Here is a 14441-nt window from a genome sequence, read left to right on the forward strand (position 1 = left end):
TGTCCAACAAGGCTCCACTCCCGAGGTTGACTGTGAAAAACGGCGAAGCGGGGCCGCGCGCAGCGCAGCCCCGCCCAAGGATGATGTGCGGCGTCAAACGCGGCGGCGCTTCGGCGGGCGGCAGCCGTTGTGCGCGATGGGCGTCACGTCGCGGATCGAGGTGATGGAGAAGCCCACCGCCGCGAGGGCCCGAAGCGCCGACTCGCGGCCCGAGCCCGGGCCCTGCACCTCGACCTCGAGGGTCTTGACGCCATGCTCCTGCGCCTTGCGGCCCGCGTCCTCGGCGGCCATCTGGGCGGCGTAGGGCGTGGACTTGCGCGACCCCTTGAACCCCATGGTCCCGGCCGAGGACCACGCGATCGCGTTGCCCTGCACGTCCGAGATGAGGATCTTGGTGTTGTTGAACGAAGAGTTCACGTGGGCCACGCCCGCCGCGATGTTCTTCGAGACCTTCTTCTTGCCGCCGCGGCGGGTATCACGAGCCATCTGTTCTACCCCTTACTTCTTCTTGCCGGCGATCGGCTTGGCGGGACCCTTGCGGGTGCGCGCGTTGGTGTGGGTGCGCTGGCCGCGGACCGGAAGGTTGCGGCGGTGGCGCAGGCCACGGTAGCAGCCGAGGTCCATCAGCCGCTTGATGTTCATGGTGGTCTCGCGGCGCAGGTCGCCCTCGACCACGTAGTTCTCGTCGATCTTCTCGCGGATGGCGAGGATCTCGGCGTCGGTCAGGCTGTCCACGCGGCGGCTCTCGTCGATGCCGACGGCGGCGCAGATGTCCTTGGCCGAGGTGGGGCCGATGCCATGGATGTAGGTGAGGGCGATCGGAACCCTCTTCTTGGTCGGGATGTTGACCCCGGCGATACGTGCCACGTGCGTGGTCCTTTCGTTGCGGCTCCGTGGTGCCGGAGCCTTTTTTCACAACCTGCGGCGCCGGCTCGGCACCGCTCCTCAGAGGTGGTCAGGCCGGGACAGCGAGCCAATGGCGCGCAGCCCACGGCCGGCGATTCCCCGGCTGGGATGGGGCGTCTTAGGGGGATGCACCGGCAGCGTCAACCCCCTCCGCTCCGCGGCGGATCAGGCCTCCTGCGGAATCCGGGCGTGGGCCGATGGACGGGCCAGGATGGCCTCGATCTCGGAGGCGACCTCCTCGATCTCGCCCATGCCGCCGACCGTCCGCAGGAGACGCAGCGCGTGGTAGTAGCCCACCAGCGGCGCCGTCTCCTTGTAGTAGGCGAAGAGCCGGGTCCTCATGCTCTCGGGGTTGTCGTCCCCCCGGCGCGTGAAGGTGGTCCCACCGCACTTCACGCAATGGCCATCGGCCGGCACGGGCTTCGTCACGTCGTGGTACACTTCGCCGCAGGTGGCGCAGGTCGACCGACCCGAGACCCGGAGCACCAGCGCCTCGTCGTCCTGGACCCGCATCTCGACCACATGGTCGAGCCGCAATCCTTCCGCCTTCAGCATCTCCATGAGGGCGTCGGCCTGGGCCAGCGTCCGGGGGAAGCCGTCGAAGATGACTCCGCCACCCAGGTCGCCCTGCAGGAGCCGCTCGCGGATCAGCCCGATCACGATCTCGTCGGTGACGAGGTGGCCCTTGTCCATGACCTCGGCCACGCGGCGGCCCATCTCGGTCCCCGACTTCCGCGCCGCGCGCAGCATGTCGCCGGTCGAGAGCTGCACCATGCCGCGCCGCTCCACCAGCAGGCGCGCCTGCGTTCCCTTGCCGGCGCCCGGCGGTCCCAACAGGACGATGTTCATGGGCGACAGGCCCTCCCCTCTTCGCGACTGTCTCAGCGGCGGGCCGGCCCGCCGGTGCGCGGCGTCCGGGCCTTCGAGCGTCCGCGCAGTTGCGACCGCTCGATCAGCCCTTCGTACTGATGCGCCAGCAGATGGGACTGGATTTGCTGGATCGTGTCCATCCCCACCGACACGATGATGAGCACGGATGTGCCGCCGAAGTAGAACGGCACCGCAAGCTGGGACCTGAGGATCTCGGGCAGCAGGCACACGAGCGCGAGATAGGCCGAGCCGAGCACCAGCACGCGGTTCACCACGTAGGTCAGGTAGTCCGCCGTCTTCTTGCCGGGCCGGATGCCGGGGATGAAGCCGTTCTGGTTCTTCAGGTTCTCCGACACGTCCTCGGTCTTGAAGGCGACCTCGTGGGTGTAGAAGTAGGTGAAGAACACGATCATCGCGACGAAGAACAGCAGGTAGAGCGGCTGCCCCGGCCCGAAATAGGCCAGGAAGGTGGACATGATCGGCCCCGAGGTCGAATGCGAGAAGGTCGCGATCGTCGTCGGCAGCAGCAGCAGCGCCGAGGCGAAGACGGCCGGGATCACGCCCGAGGGGTTCACCTTGATCGGCAGGTGCGACGAGCCGCCGTCGTAGACCTTCATCCCGACCTGCCGGCGCGGATACTGGATGTGGATCTTGCGGAGCGACCGCTCCATGAAGACGATGAAGCCCAGCACCGCGACGACCATCAGCGCCACGACCAGGATCACCAGCGGGCTGATCGCACCCGTCCGCCCCTGCTCCAGGAAGCGGGCGATGGCGCCCGGCATGTTGGCGATGATGCCCACGAAGATGATGAGCGAGACGCCGTTGCCGATCCCGCGCGCGGTGATCTGCTCGCCGATCCACATCAGGAACATCGTGCCGCCGACCAGCGTGACGATGCAGGCGGCGACGAACTCCCAGCCCGGGCTGTGGGCGAGGTTCCCGGCCTCGAGGCTCACGGCCAGACCGTAGGCCTGGAACCCTGCCAGCAGCACGGTGCCGTAGCGGGTGTACTGGTTCAGCTTCTTGCGGCCCTGCTGCCCCTCGTTCTTGAGGTTCTTCCAGGGCTCGTACATCGAGGCGACGAGCTGGACGATGATCGAGGCCGAGATGTAGGGCATGATGCCGAGGGCGAAGATGCCCATGCGCGACAGCGCGCCCCCGGTGAACATCGCGAGCATCCCGCCGATGCCGGCGGCCGCGTTGTCCATGAAGTCCTGGAGCGCCGCGCCATCGATGCCGGGGACCGGGATGTAGGTCCCGACCCGGTAGATCACCAGCAGGCCGAGGGTGAAGAGGATGCGTTGCTTGAGCTCGGTGGCCTTGCCGAAGGCCGCCCAGCTCATGTTCGAGGCCATCTGTTCCGCTGCGCTTGCCACTAGCTTTCTCCGTCAAGACCGCGCCGCCGACCGGGGAACCGGCGGCGGCGCGAAGGGGAACTTATCCGGAATGGACGCGGGGTGCGAGGGGGCCGAGGCCCTTTCTCACGCGGCGGTGTCCGCCGGAGCCGCCTCGGCCGCCTGCGCGACCTTGAGCGAGCCGCCAGCCGCCTCGACCGCCGCCACCGCGCCGGAGGAGGCGCCGGTCACCTCGATCGTGACCTTGGACGTGATCGCGCCCTTGGCCAGCACGCGGATGCCGTCGCGCGACCGGCGCAGCACGCCGGACGAGACGAGCACCGCCTCGGTGATCGGCTGGGCGGCGTCGATCTTGCCCTCGTCGATGAACTTCTGGATCAGGCCCAGGTTGACGACCGCGTATTCCTTGCGGTTCGGCTTGTTGAAGCCGCGCTTGGGCAGCCGCATGTAGAGCGGCATCTGCCCGCCTTCGTAGCCCCCCAGGGCCACGCCCGAACGGGACTTCTGGCCCTTGATGCCGCGCCCGGCGGTCTTGCCGACGCCCGAGCCGGGACCACGGCCCACGCGCTTCTTCTTCTTCGCCGCGCCGTCGTTGTCGCGGAGCTCATGCAGTTTCATGTCGCTTCTCCTTTCCGGAAGACGCTCCGCCGAGCGACGGGCGGGGCGCACACGGGAAACAGGGCGCCCCCGAGGGCACCCTGGGGGTTCTCAGCCCCGCTCCTCGACGATGGTGACGAGGTGCGGGATCGCGCGGACCATGCCACGGACCGAGGGCGTGTCCTCGAGCTCGCGGGTCTTGCCGACCTTGTTGAGGCCAAGACCGACGAGGGTCTGGCGCTGCACGTCGGGACGGCGGGACGGCGAGGCGATCTGCTTGACGACGATGGTCTTCGCCATGCTCAGGCCTCCACGGCTTCGGGCTGCGCGGCGGTCTCGGGGGTGCGGAGGATGTCCGCCACCTTCTTGCCGCGACGCTGCGCCACGGACCGGGGCGACGCTTCCTTGGTCAGGCCGTCGATGGTCGCGCGGATCATGTTGTAGGGGTTGTTCGAGCCCAGCGACTTGGACACGACGTCCTGAAGGCCCAGCATCTCGAACACGGCCCGCATCGGACCGCCCGCGATGATCCCGGTGCCCGCGACGGCGGTGCGCATCACGACGCGACCGGCGCCCCAGCGCCCTTCGATGTCGTGGTGCAGGGTCCGGCCTTCCCGGAGGGGAACGCGGACCATGCTGCGCTTGGCCTGCTCGGTCGCCTTGCGGATCGCCTCGGGCACTTCCTTGGCCTTGCCCTTGCCGTAGCCGACGCGGCCCTTCTGGTCGCCCACCACCACGAGAGCGGCGAAGCCGAAGCGCTTGCCCCCCTTCACGGTCTTGGAGACCCGGTTGATCGCGACGAGGCGATCGGCGAACTCGGGGGCCGCGTCCTCGCGGTCCCGACGGTCGCGGCGTTGTTCACGTTCTGCCATAAGGCATTCCCTTGATGGTGGCGCATCGCGCCGCTTGGATCAACCGCAGTGCCCTTCGGCCCCGGTCATCGAGGGCGGGCTCTTCGCCCACCCTGCAGGTGCGGACAGACGTCCGCCGCTTCAGATCGTCAGCCCGTTCTCACGGGCCGCGTCGGCAAGCGCCTTGATCTTGCCGTGGAACAGGAAGCCACCCCGGTCGAAATAGGCCTCCGTCACGCCGGCGGCCTTGGCGCGCTCGGCGATGGTCGCGCCGATCTTGGCCGCGGCCTCGACGTTGTTCTTGCCGACCAGGCCCAGATCCTTCTCTAGCGTCGAGGCGGACGCGAGCGTCACGCCACGGGCGTCGTCGATGAGCTGGACCGAGATGTTCTTGCTGGAACGGTGGACGGACAAGCGGAGCTTGCCCTCGTTCACCGCCTTGAGCTTGTTCCGAACGCGCATCCGGCGCTTCTGGAACAGCTCGAGCTTCGTGCTGGCCATGATGTGCGTTCCTTACTTCTTCTTGCCTTCCTTGCGGAAGATGAACTCGCCGCGGTAGCGGACGCCCTTGCCCTTGTAGGGCTCGGGACCCCGGAACTCGCGGATCTCCGCGGCGACCTGGCCCACCTGCTGCGCGTCGTTGCCCTCGATCACGATGACGTCGTTACGGGCCGACGGCGTGGTGATCTTGATGCCGGCGGGCTGCTCGTAGCTCACGTCGTGCGAATAGCCGAGCGCGAGCCGGAGCGTGTTGCCCTGCATGTTGGCGCGGTAGCCCACGCCGGTGATGTCGAGCTCCTTCTTGAAGCCCTGCGTCACGCCGGTGACCAGGTTCTCCACCATGGAGCGCGACATCCCCACTGCTGGCGGGCGCGCTTGGAGAGGCCGCGCGGCGTTATGGTGACCGCGCCGTTGTCCTGCGCGATCGTCACGTCGTCGGTGGCCTTGAAGGACAGGGTGCCCTTCGGGCCCTTCACCGAGATGGTCTGGCCGTCGATGGTGGCGGTGACGCCCGACGGGAGCGGAACGGGCTTCTTGCCGATACGGGACATGGAAGCCTCCTCAGAACACGGTGCAGAGCACTTCGCCGCCGACGTTGGCGGCGCGCGCATGCGCATCGGACATCACGCCGCGCGGCGTCGAGACGATGGACACGCCCAGGCCCTGACGCACCTGCGGCAGCTCCTTGACGCCCATGTAGACGCGACGGCCGGGCTTGGAGACGCGCTTGATCTCGCGGATCACGGGCGTGCCCTCGAAGTACTTGAGCTCGATGCGCAGCTCGGGGTGGCCCCCGGCGCCGGTCACCTGCTCGTAACCCCGGATGTACCCCTCGTCCTTGAGCACGTCGAGCACCCAGGCCCGCAACTTGGAGGCCGGCGTGAGGACCTCGTTCTTGCCCCGCGACTGCGCGTTGCGGATGCGGGTCAGCATATCGCCGATAGGATCGTTCATCGTGACCTCCTTACCAGCTCGACTTCACCAGCCCGGGGATCTCGCCGTTCGAGCCGAGCTCGCGCAGCATGATCCGGCTGATCTTCAGCTTGCGGTAATAGGCGCGCGGACGGCCGGTGAGCTGGCACCGGTTCCGCAGGCGGGTGGCCGAGGAGTTGCGGGGCAGCTCGGCGAGCTTGAGCGTCGCCTTGAACCGCTCCTCCACGGAGGCGTTCTTGTCCGCGGCGGAGGCCTTGAGAGCGGCCCGGCGGGCGGCGTACTGGTCGACCAGCTTCTGCCGCTTCCGCTCGCGTTCGATCATGGATTTCTTGGCCATGGTGTTCTCTCTCCCGCGGCTCAGCTGTTGAAGGGCATGTTGAAGTGCTTCAACAGCGCCTTGGCTTCCGCGTCGGTCTTCGCGGTGGTGCAGATGACGACGTCCATGCCCCAGACCTCGTCGACCTTGTCGAAGTTGATCTCCGGGAAGACGATGTGCTCCTTGAGGCCGAAGGCGTAGTTGCCCCGACCGTCGAAGCTGGTGCCCTTCACGCCGCGGAAGTCGCGGATGCGCGGCATGGCGACGGTGATGATGCGGTCGAGGAACTCGTACATCCGGTCGCCCCGAAGCGTGACCATCGTGCCGAGCGGCATCTCCTCGCGGACCCGGAAGCCGGCGATCGACTTCTTGGCCTTGGTGATGACGGCCCGCTGGCCGGCGATGGTGGACAGGTCCTCCTGGGCGGACTTGACCTTCTTGGAATCGCGCACGGCTTCCGACCCGGCCCCGATGTTCAGCACGATCTTCTCGAGCTTCGGGATCATCATGTCGTTCTTGTAGCCGAACTCTTCCTTCAGGGCGGCGCGGATGCGCTCCCGATAGACGGCCTTAAGGCGCGGGGTGTAGTTGGCTGCGTCGAGCATCAGATCACGTCCCCCGTGGTCTTGGCGTAGCGGACCTTGTTGCCGGCCTCGTCGAAGCGGAAGCCGACGCGCGTGGCCTTGCCGTTGGCGTCCACGAGCGCGAGGTTCGACAGGTCGATGGGCAGCGCCTTGGGCACGCGGCCGCCCTGGCTGGTCTGCGACTGCTTCACGTGGCGGATCGCCATGTTGATCCCGCCGACGACGGCGCGGCCTTCCTTGGGGAGGACCTGCTCGATCTCGCCGGTCTTGCCCTTGTCGCGGCCCGCGAGCACGACGACGCGATCACCCTTGCGGAGCTTGGCGGCCATCACAGCACCTCCGGGGCGAGCGAGATGATCTTCATGAAGTTCTTGGCGCGCAGCTCGCGCACGACCGGCCCGAAGATGCGGGTGCCGACCGGCTCGCCCTGGTTGTTCAGGATGACGGCGGCGTTGCGGTCGAAGCGGATGGTCGTCCCGTCCTCGCGGCGGACTTCCTTGGCGGTGCGCACGACGACGGCCTTGCGGACATCGCCCTTCTTCACGCGACCCCGGGGGATCGCTTCCTTGACGGAGACGACGATGATGTCGCCCACCGACGCGTAGCGCCGGTGCGAGCCGCCCAGGACCTTGATGCACTGAACCCGGCGGGCGCCGGAGTTGTCAGCGACATCCAGATTGGTCTGCATCTGGATCATGTGGTTTCTCCCGACCTAAGGGGGGCTGGGAGCCCGTGTCCCCTGGGTTTCGTTTGAACCGGAAGGGTCGCTCAGGCCTGCTCGGCCGTGAGGACCTCCCAGCGCTTCGATGCCGATTTCGGCGCGCATTCGATGATGCGGACCGAGTCGCCCGTCTTGAACTGGTTCAGCTCATCGTGGGCGCGGTACTTCTTGGACCGTCGGATCGTCTTCTTGAGGATCGGGTGCGTGAAGCGACGCTCGACGAGGACGGTCACCGTCTTGTCGTTCTTGTCGGAGGTCACGACGCCCTGGAGGATGCGCTTGGGCATGGGCTCAGGCCTCTTGCGCGGCCTGGGCCGCCTTTTCGTTGAGGATGGTCATGACGCGGGCGGCCTCGCGGCGAGCGGACCGCATCCGCGCGGTGTTCTCGAGCTGACCCGTCGCCTGCTGGAAGCGGAGGTTGAAGCTCTCTTTCTTGAGCTGCGCCAACTGGTCGCGCAGTTGGTCGGGCGTCTGCCCGCGAAGGTCCTTGGCGTTCATCGCCGTATCTTCCTCTCAGAAGTCGGCAGCCAGGCCGCCGCTTTTCCAATGCACAGGGCCCCCGAACGACGGGGGCCCCGCGAAATCCCTACCAGTCCTCGCGGACGATGGTGCGCGTCTTGACCGGCAACTTCATCGCCGCGAGTCGGAGGGCTTCCCTTGCCACATCCTCGGGCACGCCGTCAACCTCGAACATGATGCGGCCGGGCTTCACGCGGCAGGCCCAGTAGTCCACCGAGCCCTTGCCCTTGCCCATGCGCACTTCGATGGGCTTGGAGGTCACCGGCACGTCCGGGAAGACGCGGATCCAGACGCGACCCTGGCGCTTCATGTGACGGGTCAGCGCCCGGCGGGCGGCCTCGATCTGGCGCGCGGTGACGCGCTCGGGCTCGGTCGCCTTCAGGCCGAAGGTGCCGAAGTTGAGGTCCGAGCCGCCCTTGGCGTCGCCATGGATGCGGCCCTTGTGGAGCTTGCGGAACTTGGTGCGCTTCGGTTGAAGCATTTTTCTCTACTCCTTACCGGTCGCCGCGTTCGCGATCACGGTCGCGACGCTCGGGACGGGCACCACGCGGAACGGCCGAGTCCTGCAGCTCGGCGGCCTTGCGGTCGCGCGCCTGCGGATCGTGCTCCATGATCTCGCCCTTGAAGATCCAGACCTTGATGCCGATGATCCCGTAGGGCGTCTCGGCCTCGCTCAGCGCGTAGTCGATGTCGGCGCGAAGGGTGTGCAGGGGCACGCGGCCCTCGCGATACCACTCCGTCCGCGCGATCTCGGCGCCGCCCAGGCGGCCCGACACGTTCACGCGGATGCCGAGGGCGCCCATGCGCATCGCGTTCTGCACGGCGCGCTTCATGGCGCGGCGGAACGAGACGCGACGCTCGAGCTGCTGGGCGATGCTCTCTCCGACCAGGGCCGAGTCGAGCTCGGGCTTGCGGACCTCGACGATGTTGAGGTGCAGCTCGGACTTCGTGAGCGCCGCGACCTTCTTGCGCAGCGTCTCGATGTCGGCGCCCTTCTTGCCGATGATGACGCCGGGGCGGGCGGCATGGATCGTGACGCGGCACTTCTTGTGCGGACGCTCGATGATGATGCGGCTGATGCCGGCGGCCTTGGCTTCCTTCTTGATGAAGTCCTTGATGCGGACGTCCTCAAGCAGCAGGTCGCCGAAGTCCTTGGAGTTGGCGAACCACCGGCTGTCCCAGGTCCGGTTGACCTGCAGACGCATGCCGACGGGATTGACCTTGTTGCCCATCAGGCTTGCTCCCCCTGGACAGCGTCGATCTGACGCACGGTGATGGTGAGTTCCGAGAACGGCTTCATGATCTTGCCGAAGCGGCCACGGGCACGCGGGCGGCCCCGCTTCATGACCAGGTTCTTGCCGACCCAGGCCTCGGCGACGACCAGGCTGTCGACGTCGAGGTTGTGGTTGTTCTCGGCGTTGGCGATGGCCGATTGGAGGCACTTCTTGACGTCGCCGGCGATGCGGCGCTTCGAGAAGGTGAGGTCCGCGAGAGCGTTCTCGACCTTCTTGCCCCGGATCATGGCGGCCACGAGGTTCAGCTTCTGCGGTGAGATGCGCAGCATGCGCGACTTCGCCTGCGCCTCGTTCTCCGCCACGCGGCGCGGATTCTTCTCCTGACCCATGGCTTACTTCCTCTTGGCTTTCTTGTCGGCGGCGTGGCCGTAGTAGGTGCGCGTCGGCGAGTACTCACCGAACTTCTGGCCGATCATCTCCTCGGTGACGTTGACCGGGATATGCTTCTTGCCATTGTAGACGCCGAAGGTGAGCCCCACGAACTGGGGCAGGATGGTGGAGCGGCGCGACCAGATCTTGATGACCTCGTTGCGGCTCGACCCCCGCGCGGCCTCGGCCTTCTTGAGGACGTAGGCATCGACGAAGGGGCCTTTCCAAACGGAACGCGACATGGATCAGCGGCCTTTCTTCGCGTGGCGCGAGCGGACGATGAGCCGTTGCGACGCCTTGTTGGGATTGCGGGTGCGGTTGCCCTTGGTGCCCTTGCCCCAGGGGGTGACCGGGTGACGGCCGCCCGAGGTCCGGCCTTCACCACCACCATGCGGGTGGTCGATCGGGTTCATGGCGACGCCGCGCACGGTCGGGCGGATGCCCATGTGGCGCGAGCGACCCGCCTTGCCGAGGTTCTGGTTCGAGTTGTCAGGGTTCGACACGGCGCCGATGGTGGCCATGCATTCCTGCCGGACCATCCGCAGCTCGCCCGACGACAGGCGGAGCTGGGCGTAGCCGCCGTCGCGGCCGACGAACTGCGCGTAGGTCCCGGCGGCGCGCGCGATCTGCCCGCCCTTGCCGGCCTTCAGCTCGACGTTGTGGACGATGGTCCCGATCGGCGATTCCCGAGAAGGGCATCGCGTTGCCGGGCTTCACGTCGGTCTTGGCGCCGGCCACCACGGTGTCACCGACCGCGAGGCGCTGGGGTGCGAGGATGTAGGACTGCTCGCCATCATTGTAGCGGATGAGGGCGATGAACGCGGTCCGGTTGGGATCGTACTCGATCCGCTCCACGGTCGCGGGGACGTCGAACTTGCGACGCTTGAAATCGACGACGCGGTAGAGGCGCTTGGCGCCGCCACCCTTGTGCCACATCGTGATCCGCCCGGTGTTGTTCCGGCCGCCGGTCTTGTGCAGACCTTCGGTGAGCGCCTTGACGGGGCGCCCCTTCCAGAGCTCCGAACGGTCGATCAGAACCAGCCCACGCTGGCCAGGCGTCGTCGGCTTGTACGACTTGAGTGCCATGCTTTCTGTCTTCCGTCTGCTTCGCGCACCGTACGGTGCGTCCGTTAGATGAAGGGCCCCGAAGGTCCCCGGCTTGGAATGACGAGGCCCCGGGGTTGCGCCCGGGGCCGGTCAGGTGCGGTCCCTTACGCGAGACCCGTGGAGACGTCAATGGTGTGACCCTCCTCGAGGGTCACGTAGGCCTTCTTGACGTCGTTGCGCGTGCCGGGGCGGCCCCGGAAACGCTTGTTCTTGCCCTTGGTGACGACGGTGTTGACCGCCTTCACCTTCACCCCGAACAGGGCCTCGACGGCCTGCTTGATGAGGGGCTTCGTCGCCTCCGGCGCGACCTCGAAGACGACCGCGTTCGATTCGGACGCGAGCGTGGCCTTCTCGGTGATGACCGGGCGGCGGATGATGTCGTACTGGGCGGGGGTCGCGGTCATTTCAGGCGGGCCTCCAGGGCTTCGACCCCGGCGCGGGTGAGCACGAGCGTGTCGCGGCGCAGGATGTCGTAGACGTTGGCGCCGATGGCCGGCAGCACGTCCAGGGTCTCGATGTTGCGGGCGGCGCGGGCGAAGTTGTCGTTGACCGCCGCGTCGATGACGAGGGCACGCTTCCAGCCGAGCGACTCGACCTGCTTCGCGAGGATGCGGGTCTTGGCCTCGGTGATGTCGAGGTTCTCGACCACGACCAGCTCGCCGGCACGCGCCTTGGCGGAGAGCGCGTGCATCAGCCCGAGCTTCCGGAACTTCTTGTTCAGGTCATGCGCGTGGCTGCGAGGGGTCGGGCCCTTCGCGACGCCGCCGTGCCGGAAGATCGACGCCTTCTTCGACCCGTGGCGAGCGCCGCCGGTGCCCTTCTGGCGATAGATCTTCTTGGTCGAGTAGCTGACCTCGGCCCGGGTGAGGGTCGAGTGCGTGCCGGCCTGGGCCTTGGCGCGCTGCCAGCGGACGACGCGGTGCAGGATGTCGGCGCGCGGCTCGAGGCCGAAGATCGCGTCGTCCAGCTCCACGGTGCCGGCGCTCTCGCCGGCGAGGGTGATGGCTTGGGCCTGCATTACTGGGCGCTCCCCTCGTCAGCGGCGGGCTCTTCGCCGGCCGGGGCTTCCTTGGCGGCGGCTTCCGCGGCCTCGATGGCGGCCTGCTCGGCCTCGGCGGCGGCGCGCGCGGCGGCTTCCGCCTCGGCGGCAGCCTGGGCGGCGGCCTCCTCGGCGAGGCGCTTGGCCTCACGCTCGGCCGAGCGCAGCGCGGCCGGGAAGATCAGGTTCTCGGGCGCCGGCTTCTTGACGGCGTCCTTGACGGTGACCCAGCCGCCCTTGTTGCCCGGCACGGCGCCCTTGACCATCACAAGGCCGCGGTCGGTGTCGATGCGGACGACCTGCAGGTTCTGCGTGGTCACGCGGGTGGTGCCCATGTGGCCGGCCATCTTCTTGCCTTTGAAGATGCGGCCGGGGTCCTGGCACTGGCCCACGGAGCCGTGCGAGCGGTGCGAGACCGACACGCCGTGCGACGCCCGGAGGCCGCCGAAGTTGTGCCGCTTCATGACGCCCGCGAAGCCCTTGCCGATCGACGTGCCGGACACGTCGACGAACTGGCCGGGGAAGTAGTGGGCCGCGATGATCTCCTCGCCCACGCCGATCAGGTTGTCCGGGTCGACCCGGAACTCCACAATCTTGCGCTTGGGCTCGACCTGCGCCTTGGCGAAGTGGCCGCGCATGGGCTGGGTGGTGTTCTTGGCCTTGGCGGCGCCGGCGCCGAGCTGGACGGCGCTGTAGCCATCCTTCTCGACCGTGCGCTGCGCGACGACCTGAACGTTGTCGAGTTGGAGGACGGTGACGGGAACCTGCTTGCCGTCTTCCAGGAACAGGCGGGTCATCCCCACCTTCTTTGCGATCACGCCCGAACGGAGCATCCGATGACCCTCTTCAGACCTTGATCTCGACGTCCACGCCCGCGGCGAGGTCGAGCTTCATCAGCGCGTCCACGGTCTGCGGGGTGGGGTCCACGATGTCCAGGAGCCGCTTGTGGGTGCGGATCTCGAACTGGTCACGGGACTTCTTGTCGATGTGCGGGCCGCGCAGCACCGTGAACTTCTCGATCTTGTTCGGAAGCGGGATGGGGCCACGGACATTGGCGCCGGTGCGCTTGGCGGTCGACACGATCTCGGCGGTGCTGGCATCCAGCACGCGGTAGTCGAACGCCTTGAGGCGGATGCGGATGGTCTGGCTCTGGACGGCCATCGGTCTTGCCTTTCAAGGCTCAAAACGGTCGAGAGGTGAACCGGCGGGATTGCCGGGCCACGTCGGACCGGTCGTCTAATGCTGAGGGCGCGCGTCTAGCGCGCGCCCTCGGGTAAGTCAAGCGAGGATCAGGCGATGATCTTCGACACGACGCCGGCGCCGACGGTGCGGCCGCCTTCGCGGATGGCGAAGCGCAGGCCGTCCTCCATGGCGATGGGGGCGATGAGCTCGACGTTGAACTTCAGGTTGTCGCCCGGCATCACCATCTCGGTGCCCTCGGGGAGCTGCACGGTGCCGGTCACGTCGGTGGTGCGGAAGTAGAACTGCGGCCGGTAGTTGGCGAAGAACGGCGTGTGGCGCCCGCCCTCCTCCTTGGTCAGGATGTAGGCCTCGGCCTCGAACTTGGTGTGCGGCTTCACCGAGCCGGGCTTGCACAGCACCTGCCCGCGCTCCACGTCGTCGCGGTTCACGCCGCGCAGAAGCGCGCCGATGTTGTCGCCCGCCTCGCCGCGGTCCAGGAGCTTGCGGAACATCTCCACGCCCGTGCAGGTCGACTTGCGGGTCTCGCGGATGCCCACGATCTCCACCTCGTCGCCCACGTTGATCACGCCCCGCTCCACGCGGCCCGTCACCACCGTGCCCCGGCCCGAGATCGAGAACACGTCCTCGATCGGCATCAGGAACGGCTGGTCCACGGCCCGCACCGGCGTCGGGATGTACTCGTCCACCGCCGCCATCAGCGCCCGGATCGAGTCCTCGCCGATCTCCTTCGACTCGCCGATCATCGCCTGGTGCGCCGAGCCCTTGATGATCGGGATGTCGTCGCCCGGGAACTCGTAGGACGAGAGCAGCTCGCGCAGCTCCATCTCCACCAGCTCGATCAGCTCGGGGTCGTCCACCAGGTCGATCTTGTTCATGTACACCACCAGCGCCGGCACCCCCACCTGGCGCGCCAGGAGGATGTGCTCGCGCGTCTGCGGCATCGGCCCGTCCGAGGCCGCGCAGACCAGGATGCCGCCGTCCATCTGCGCGGCGCCCGTGATCATGTTCTTCACGTAGTCGGCGTGCCCGGGGCAGTCCACGTGCGCGTAGTGCCGGTTCGCCGTCTCATACTCCACGTGCGCCGTCGAGATCGTGATCCCCCGCGCCCGCTCCTCCGGCGCCGCGTCGATCTGGTCGTAGGCCTTGAAGTCCCCATAGTACTTGGTGATCGCCGCCGTCAGCGTCGTCTTGCCATGGTCCACGTGACCAATCGTCCCAATGTTCACGTGCGGTTTGTTCCGCTCGAACTTCGCCTTCGCCATGATGGCTTCT

The 14441-nt window shown here is 67.5% G+C and carries 24 protein-coding genes and 2 pseudogenes; all 26 read right to left on the reverse strand.

All coding sequences use genetic code 11. The features are described from left to right. Positions 1–93: 93 nt before the first annotated feature. On the reverse strand, positions 94–486 hold the full coding sequence (gene rpsK, locus RUMESO_RS01155; RefSeq protein WP_037277351.1) for a 30S ribosomal protein S11: 393 nt from the start codon (positions 484–486) through the stop codon (positions 94–96). Between the two features lie 12 nt (positions 487–498). Next, complete coding sequence (gene rpsM, locus RUMESO_RS01160) at positions 499–867, reverse strand: 30S ribosomal protein S13 (RefSeq protein WP_037277352.1); 369 nt, start codon at positions 865–867, stop codon at positions 499–501. Positions 868–1071: 204 nt separating this feature from the next. Next, positions 1072–1755: an adenylate kinase gene (locus tag RUMESO_RS01165; RefSeq protein ID WP_037277353.1), complete on the reverse strand. Its 684-nt coding sequence runs from the start codon at positions 1753–1755 to the stop codon at positions 1072–1074. A 32-nt stretch (positions 1756–1787) separates the two neighbouring features. Next, on the reverse strand, positions 1788–3155 hold the full coding sequence (secY, locus tag RUMESO_RS01170; RefSeq protein ID WP_082483289.1) for a preprotein translocase subunit SecY: 1368 nt from the start codon (positions 3153–3155) through the stop codon (positions 1788–1790). A gap of 105 nt (positions 3156–3260) precedes the next feature. Beyond that, positions 3261–3752 carry a 50S ribosomal protein L15 gene (gene rplO, locus RUMESO_RS01175; RefSeq protein WP_037277358.1) on the reverse strand — a complete coding sequence of 164 codons (492 nt, stop codon included), beginning with the start codon at positions 3750–3752 and terminating at the stop codon, positions 3261–3263. A gap of 90 nt (positions 3753–3842) precedes the next feature. Beyond that, entirely contained in the window at positions 3843–4031 is a 189-nt protein-coding gene (rpmD, locus tag RUMESO_RS01180) for a 50S ribosomal protein L30 (protein ID WP_037277359.1), read from the reverse strand. A 2-nt stretch (positions 4032–4033) separates the two neighbouring features. Continuing rightward, complete coding sequence (gene rpsE / locus RUMESO_RS01185) at positions 4034–4603, reverse strand: 30S ribosomal protein S5 (RefSeq protein ID WP_037277361.1); 570 nt, start codon at positions 4601–4603, stop codon at positions 4034–4036. A 120-nt stretch (positions 4604–4723) separates the two neighbouring features. Continuing rightward, positions 4724–5083 carry a 50S ribosomal protein L18 gene (gene rplR / locus RUMESO_RS01190; RefSeq protein WP_037277363.1) on the reverse strand — a complete coding sequence of 120 codons (360 nt, stop codon included), beginning with the start codon at positions 5081–5083 and terminating at the stop codon, positions 4724–4726. A gap of 12 nt (positions 5084–5095) precedes the next feature. Continuing rightward, positions 5096–5634, reverse strand: a pseudogene (gene rplF / locus RUMESO_RS01195) (50S ribosomal protein L6). Positions 5635–5644: 10 nt separating this feature from the next. Continuing rightward, the gene (gene rpsH / locus RUMESO_RS01200) at positions 5645–6037 is read right to left on the reverse strand and encodes a 30S ribosomal protein S8 (protein ID WP_037277368.1); all 393 of its coding nucleotides are present in this window, start codon (positions 6035–6037) and stop codon (positions 5645–5647) included. A 10-nt stretch (positions 6038–6047) separates the two neighbouring features. Then, entirely contained in the window at positions 6048–6353 is a 306-nt protein-coding gene (gene rpsN, locus RUMESO_RS01205) for a 30S ribosomal protein S14 (RefSeq protein WP_037277371.1), read from the reverse strand. 20 nt (positions 6354–6373) lie between these two features. Beyond that, positions 6374–6937, reverse strand: a complete 564-nt coding sequence (gene rplE, locus RUMESO_RS01210; RefSeq protein ID WP_037277373.1) for a 50S ribosomal protein L5 — start codon at positions 6935–6937, stop codon at positions 6374–6376. Next, the gene (gene rplX, locus RUMESO_RS01215; protein WP_037277374.1) at positions 6937–7245 is read right to left on the reverse strand and encodes a 50S ribosomal protein L24; all 309 of its coding nucleotides are present in this window, start codon (positions 7243–7245) and stop codon (positions 6937–6939) included. Before rplX ends, rplE begins: the two co-directional genes overlap by 1 nt. Then, on the reverse strand, positions 7245–7613 hold the full coding sequence (rplN, locus tag RUMESO_RS01220; protein ID WP_002722508.1) for a 50S ribosomal protein L14: 369 nt from the start codon (positions 7611–7613) through the stop codon (positions 7245–7247). The genes rplX and rplN overlap by 1 nt, the downstream gene beginning before the upstream one ends. Positions 7614–7684: 71 nt before the next feature. Further along, positions 7685–7924 (reverse strand): 30S ribosomal protein S17, encoded by a 240-nt coding sequence (gene rpsQ, locus RUMESO_RS01225; protein ID WP_037277377.1) that lies wholly within the window; start codon positions 7922–7924, stop codon positions 7685–7687. A 4-nt stretch (positions 7925–7928) separates the two neighbouring features. After that, on the reverse strand, positions 7929–8135 hold the full coding sequence (rpmC, locus tag RUMESO_RS01230; RefSeq protein ID WP_037277379.1) for a 50S ribosomal protein L29: 207 nt from the start codon (positions 8133–8135) through the stop codon (positions 7929–7931). Positions 8136–8223: 88 nt separating this feature from the next. Next, positions 8224–8637, reverse strand: a complete 414-nt coding sequence (rplP, locus tag RUMESO_RS01235; protein ID WP_037277381.1) for a 50S ribosomal protein L16 — start codon at positions 8635–8637, stop codon at positions 8224–8226. Positions 8638–8650: 13 nt separating this feature from the next. Continuing rightward, positions 8651–9388 carry a 30S ribosomal protein S3 gene (gene rpsC / locus RUMESO_RS01240; protein WP_037277383.1) on the reverse strand — a complete coding sequence of 246 codons (738 nt, stop codon included), beginning with the start codon at positions 9386–9388 and terminating at the stop codon, positions 8651–8653. Then, complete coding sequence (gene rplV, locus RUMESO_RS01245) at positions 9388–9780, reverse strand: 50S ribosomal protein L22 (protein WP_037277384.1); 393 nt, start codon at positions 9778–9780, stop codon at positions 9388–9390. Before rplV ends, rpsC begins: the two co-directional genes overlap by 1 nt. A 3-nt stretch (positions 9781–9783) precedes the next feature. Beyond that, positions 9784–10062: a 30S ribosomal protein S19 gene (gene rpsS, locus RUMESO_RS01250; RefSeq protein ID WP_037277385.1), complete on the reverse strand. Its 279-nt coding sequence runs from the start codon at positions 10060–10062 to the stop codon at positions 9784–9786. A 3-nt stretch (positions 10063–10065) separates the two neighbouring features. After that, a pseudogene (rplB, locus tag RUMESO_RS01255) lies at positions 10066–10906 on the reverse strand (50S ribosomal protein L2). A 125-nt stretch (positions 10907–11031) separates the two neighbouring features. After that, positions 11032–11331, reverse strand: a complete 300-nt coding sequence (locus RUMESO_RS01260) for a 50S ribosomal protein L23 (RefSeq protein WP_037277386.1) — start codon at positions 11329–11331, stop codon at positions 11032–11034. Next, on the reverse strand, positions 11328–11945 hold the full coding sequence (gene rplD, locus RUMESO_RS01265) for a 50S ribosomal protein L4 (RefSeq protein ID WP_037277387.1): 618 nt from the start codon (positions 11943–11945) through the stop codon (positions 11328–11330). Before rplD ends, RUMESO_RS01260 begins: the two co-directional genes overlap by 4 nt. Next, entirely contained in the window at positions 11945–12799 is an 855-nt protein-coding gene (gene rplC / locus RUMESO_RS01270; protein ID WP_037277389.1) for a 50S ribosomal protein L3, read from the reverse strand. Before rplC ends, rplD begins: the two co-directional genes overlap by 1 nt. Before the next feature lie 13 nt (positions 12800–12812). Then, complete coding sequence (rpsJ, locus tag RUMESO_RS01275; RefSeq protein ID WP_037277390.1) at positions 12813–13127, reverse strand: 30S ribosomal protein S10; 315 nt, start codon at positions 13125–13127, stop codon at positions 12813–12815. Between the two features lie 128 nt (positions 13128–13255). Further along, positions 13256–14431, reverse strand: a complete 1176-nt coding sequence (gene tuf, locus RUMESO_RS01280; protein WP_037277391.1) for an elongation factor Tu — start codon at positions 14429–14431, stop codon at positions 13256–13258. Positions 14432–14441 lie beyond the last annotated feature (10 nt).

Origin of the sequence: Rubellimicrobium mesophilum DSM 19309 (genome assembly GCF_000600335.2) — a bacterium.
Classification (GTDB): domain Bacteria; phylum Pseudomonadota; class Alphaproteobacteria; order Rhodobacterales; family Rhodobacteraceae; genus Rubellimicrobium; species Rubellimicrobium mesophilum.

Coding starts and splice junctions, on each gene's coding strand:
- rpsK (WP_037277351.1), bottom strand. CDS start 486: ATGGCTCGTGATACCCGCCGCGGCGGCAAGAAGAAGGTCTCGAAGAAC.
- RUMESO_RS01165 (WP_037277353.1), bottom strand. CDS start 1,755: ATGAACATCGTCCTGTTGGGACCGCCGGGCGCCGGCAAGGGAACGCAG.
- rplO (WP_037277358.1), bottom strand. CDS start 3,752: ATGAAACTGCATGAGCTCCGCGACAACGACGGCGCGGCGAAGAAGAAG.
- rpmD (WP_037277359.1), bottom strand. CDS start 4,031: ATGGCGAAGACCATCGTCGTCAAGCAGATCGCCTCGCCGTCCCGCCGT.
- rpsE (WP_037277361.1), bottom strand. CDS start 4,603: ATGGCAGAACGTGAACAACGCCGCGACCGTCGGGACCGCGAGGACGCG.
- rplR (WP_037277363.1), bottom strand. CDS start 5,083: ATGGCCAGCACGAAGCTCGAGCTGTTCCAGAAGCGCCGGATGCGCGTT.
- rpsH (WP_037277368.1), bottom strand. CDS start 6,037: ATGAACGATCCTATCGGCGATATGCTGACCCGCATCCGCAACGCGCAG.
- rpsN (WP_037277371.1), bottom strand. CDS start 6,353: ATGGCCAAGAAATCCATGATCGAACGCGAGCGGAAGCGGCAGAAGCTG.
- rplE (WP_037277373.1), bottom strand. CDS start 6,937: ATGCTCGACGCAGCCAACTACACCCCGCGCCTTAAGGCCGTCTATCGG.
- rplX (WP_037277374.1), bottom strand. CDS start 7,245: ATGGCCGCCAAGCTCCGCAAGGGTGATCGCGTCGTCGTGCTCGCGGGC.
- rplN (WP_002722508.1), bottom strand. CDS start 7,613: ATGATCCAGATGCAGACCAATCTGGATGTCGCTGACAACTCCGGCGCC.
- rpsQ (WP_037277377.1), bottom strand. CDS start 7,924: ATGCCCAAGCGCATCCTCCAGGGCGTCGTGACCTCCGACAAGAACGAC.
- rpmC (WP_037277379.1), bottom strand. CDS start 8,135: ATGAACGCCAAGGACCTTCGCGGGCAGACGCCCGACCAACTGCGCGAC.
- rplP (WP_037277381.1), bottom strand. CDS start 8,637: ATGCTTCAACCGAAGCGCACCAAGTTCCGCAAGCTCCACAAGGGCCGC.
- rpsC (WP_037277383.1), bottom strand. CDS start 9,388: ATGGGCAACAAGGTCAATCCCGTCGGCATGCGTCTGCAGGTCAACCGG.
- rplV (WP_037277384.1), bottom strand. CDS start 9,780: ATGGGTCAGGAGAAGAATCCGCGCCGCGTGGCGGAGAACGAGGCGCAG.
- rpsS (WP_037277385.1), bottom strand. CDS start 10,062: ATGTCGCGTTCCGTTTGGAAAGGCCCCTTCGTCGATGCCTACGTCCTC.
- RUMESO_RS01260 (WP_037277386.1), bottom strand. CDS start 11,331: ATGACCGCGACCCCCGCCCAGTACGACATCATCCGCCGCCCGGTCATC.
- rplD (WP_037277387.1), bottom strand. CDS start 11,945: ATGCAGGCCCAAGCCATCACCCTCGCCGGCGAGAGCGCCGGCACCGTG.
- rplC (WP_037277389.1), bottom strand. CDS start 12,799: ATGCTCCGTTCGGGCGTGATCGCAAAGAAGGTGGGGATGACCCGCCTG.
- rpsJ (WP_037277390.1), bottom strand. CDS start 13,127: ATGGCCGTCCAGAGCCAGACCATCCGCATCCGCCTCAAGGCGTTCGAC.
- tuf (WP_037277391.1), bottom strand. CDS start 14,431: ATGGCGAAGGCGAAGTTCGAGCGGAACAAACCGCACGTGAACATTGGG.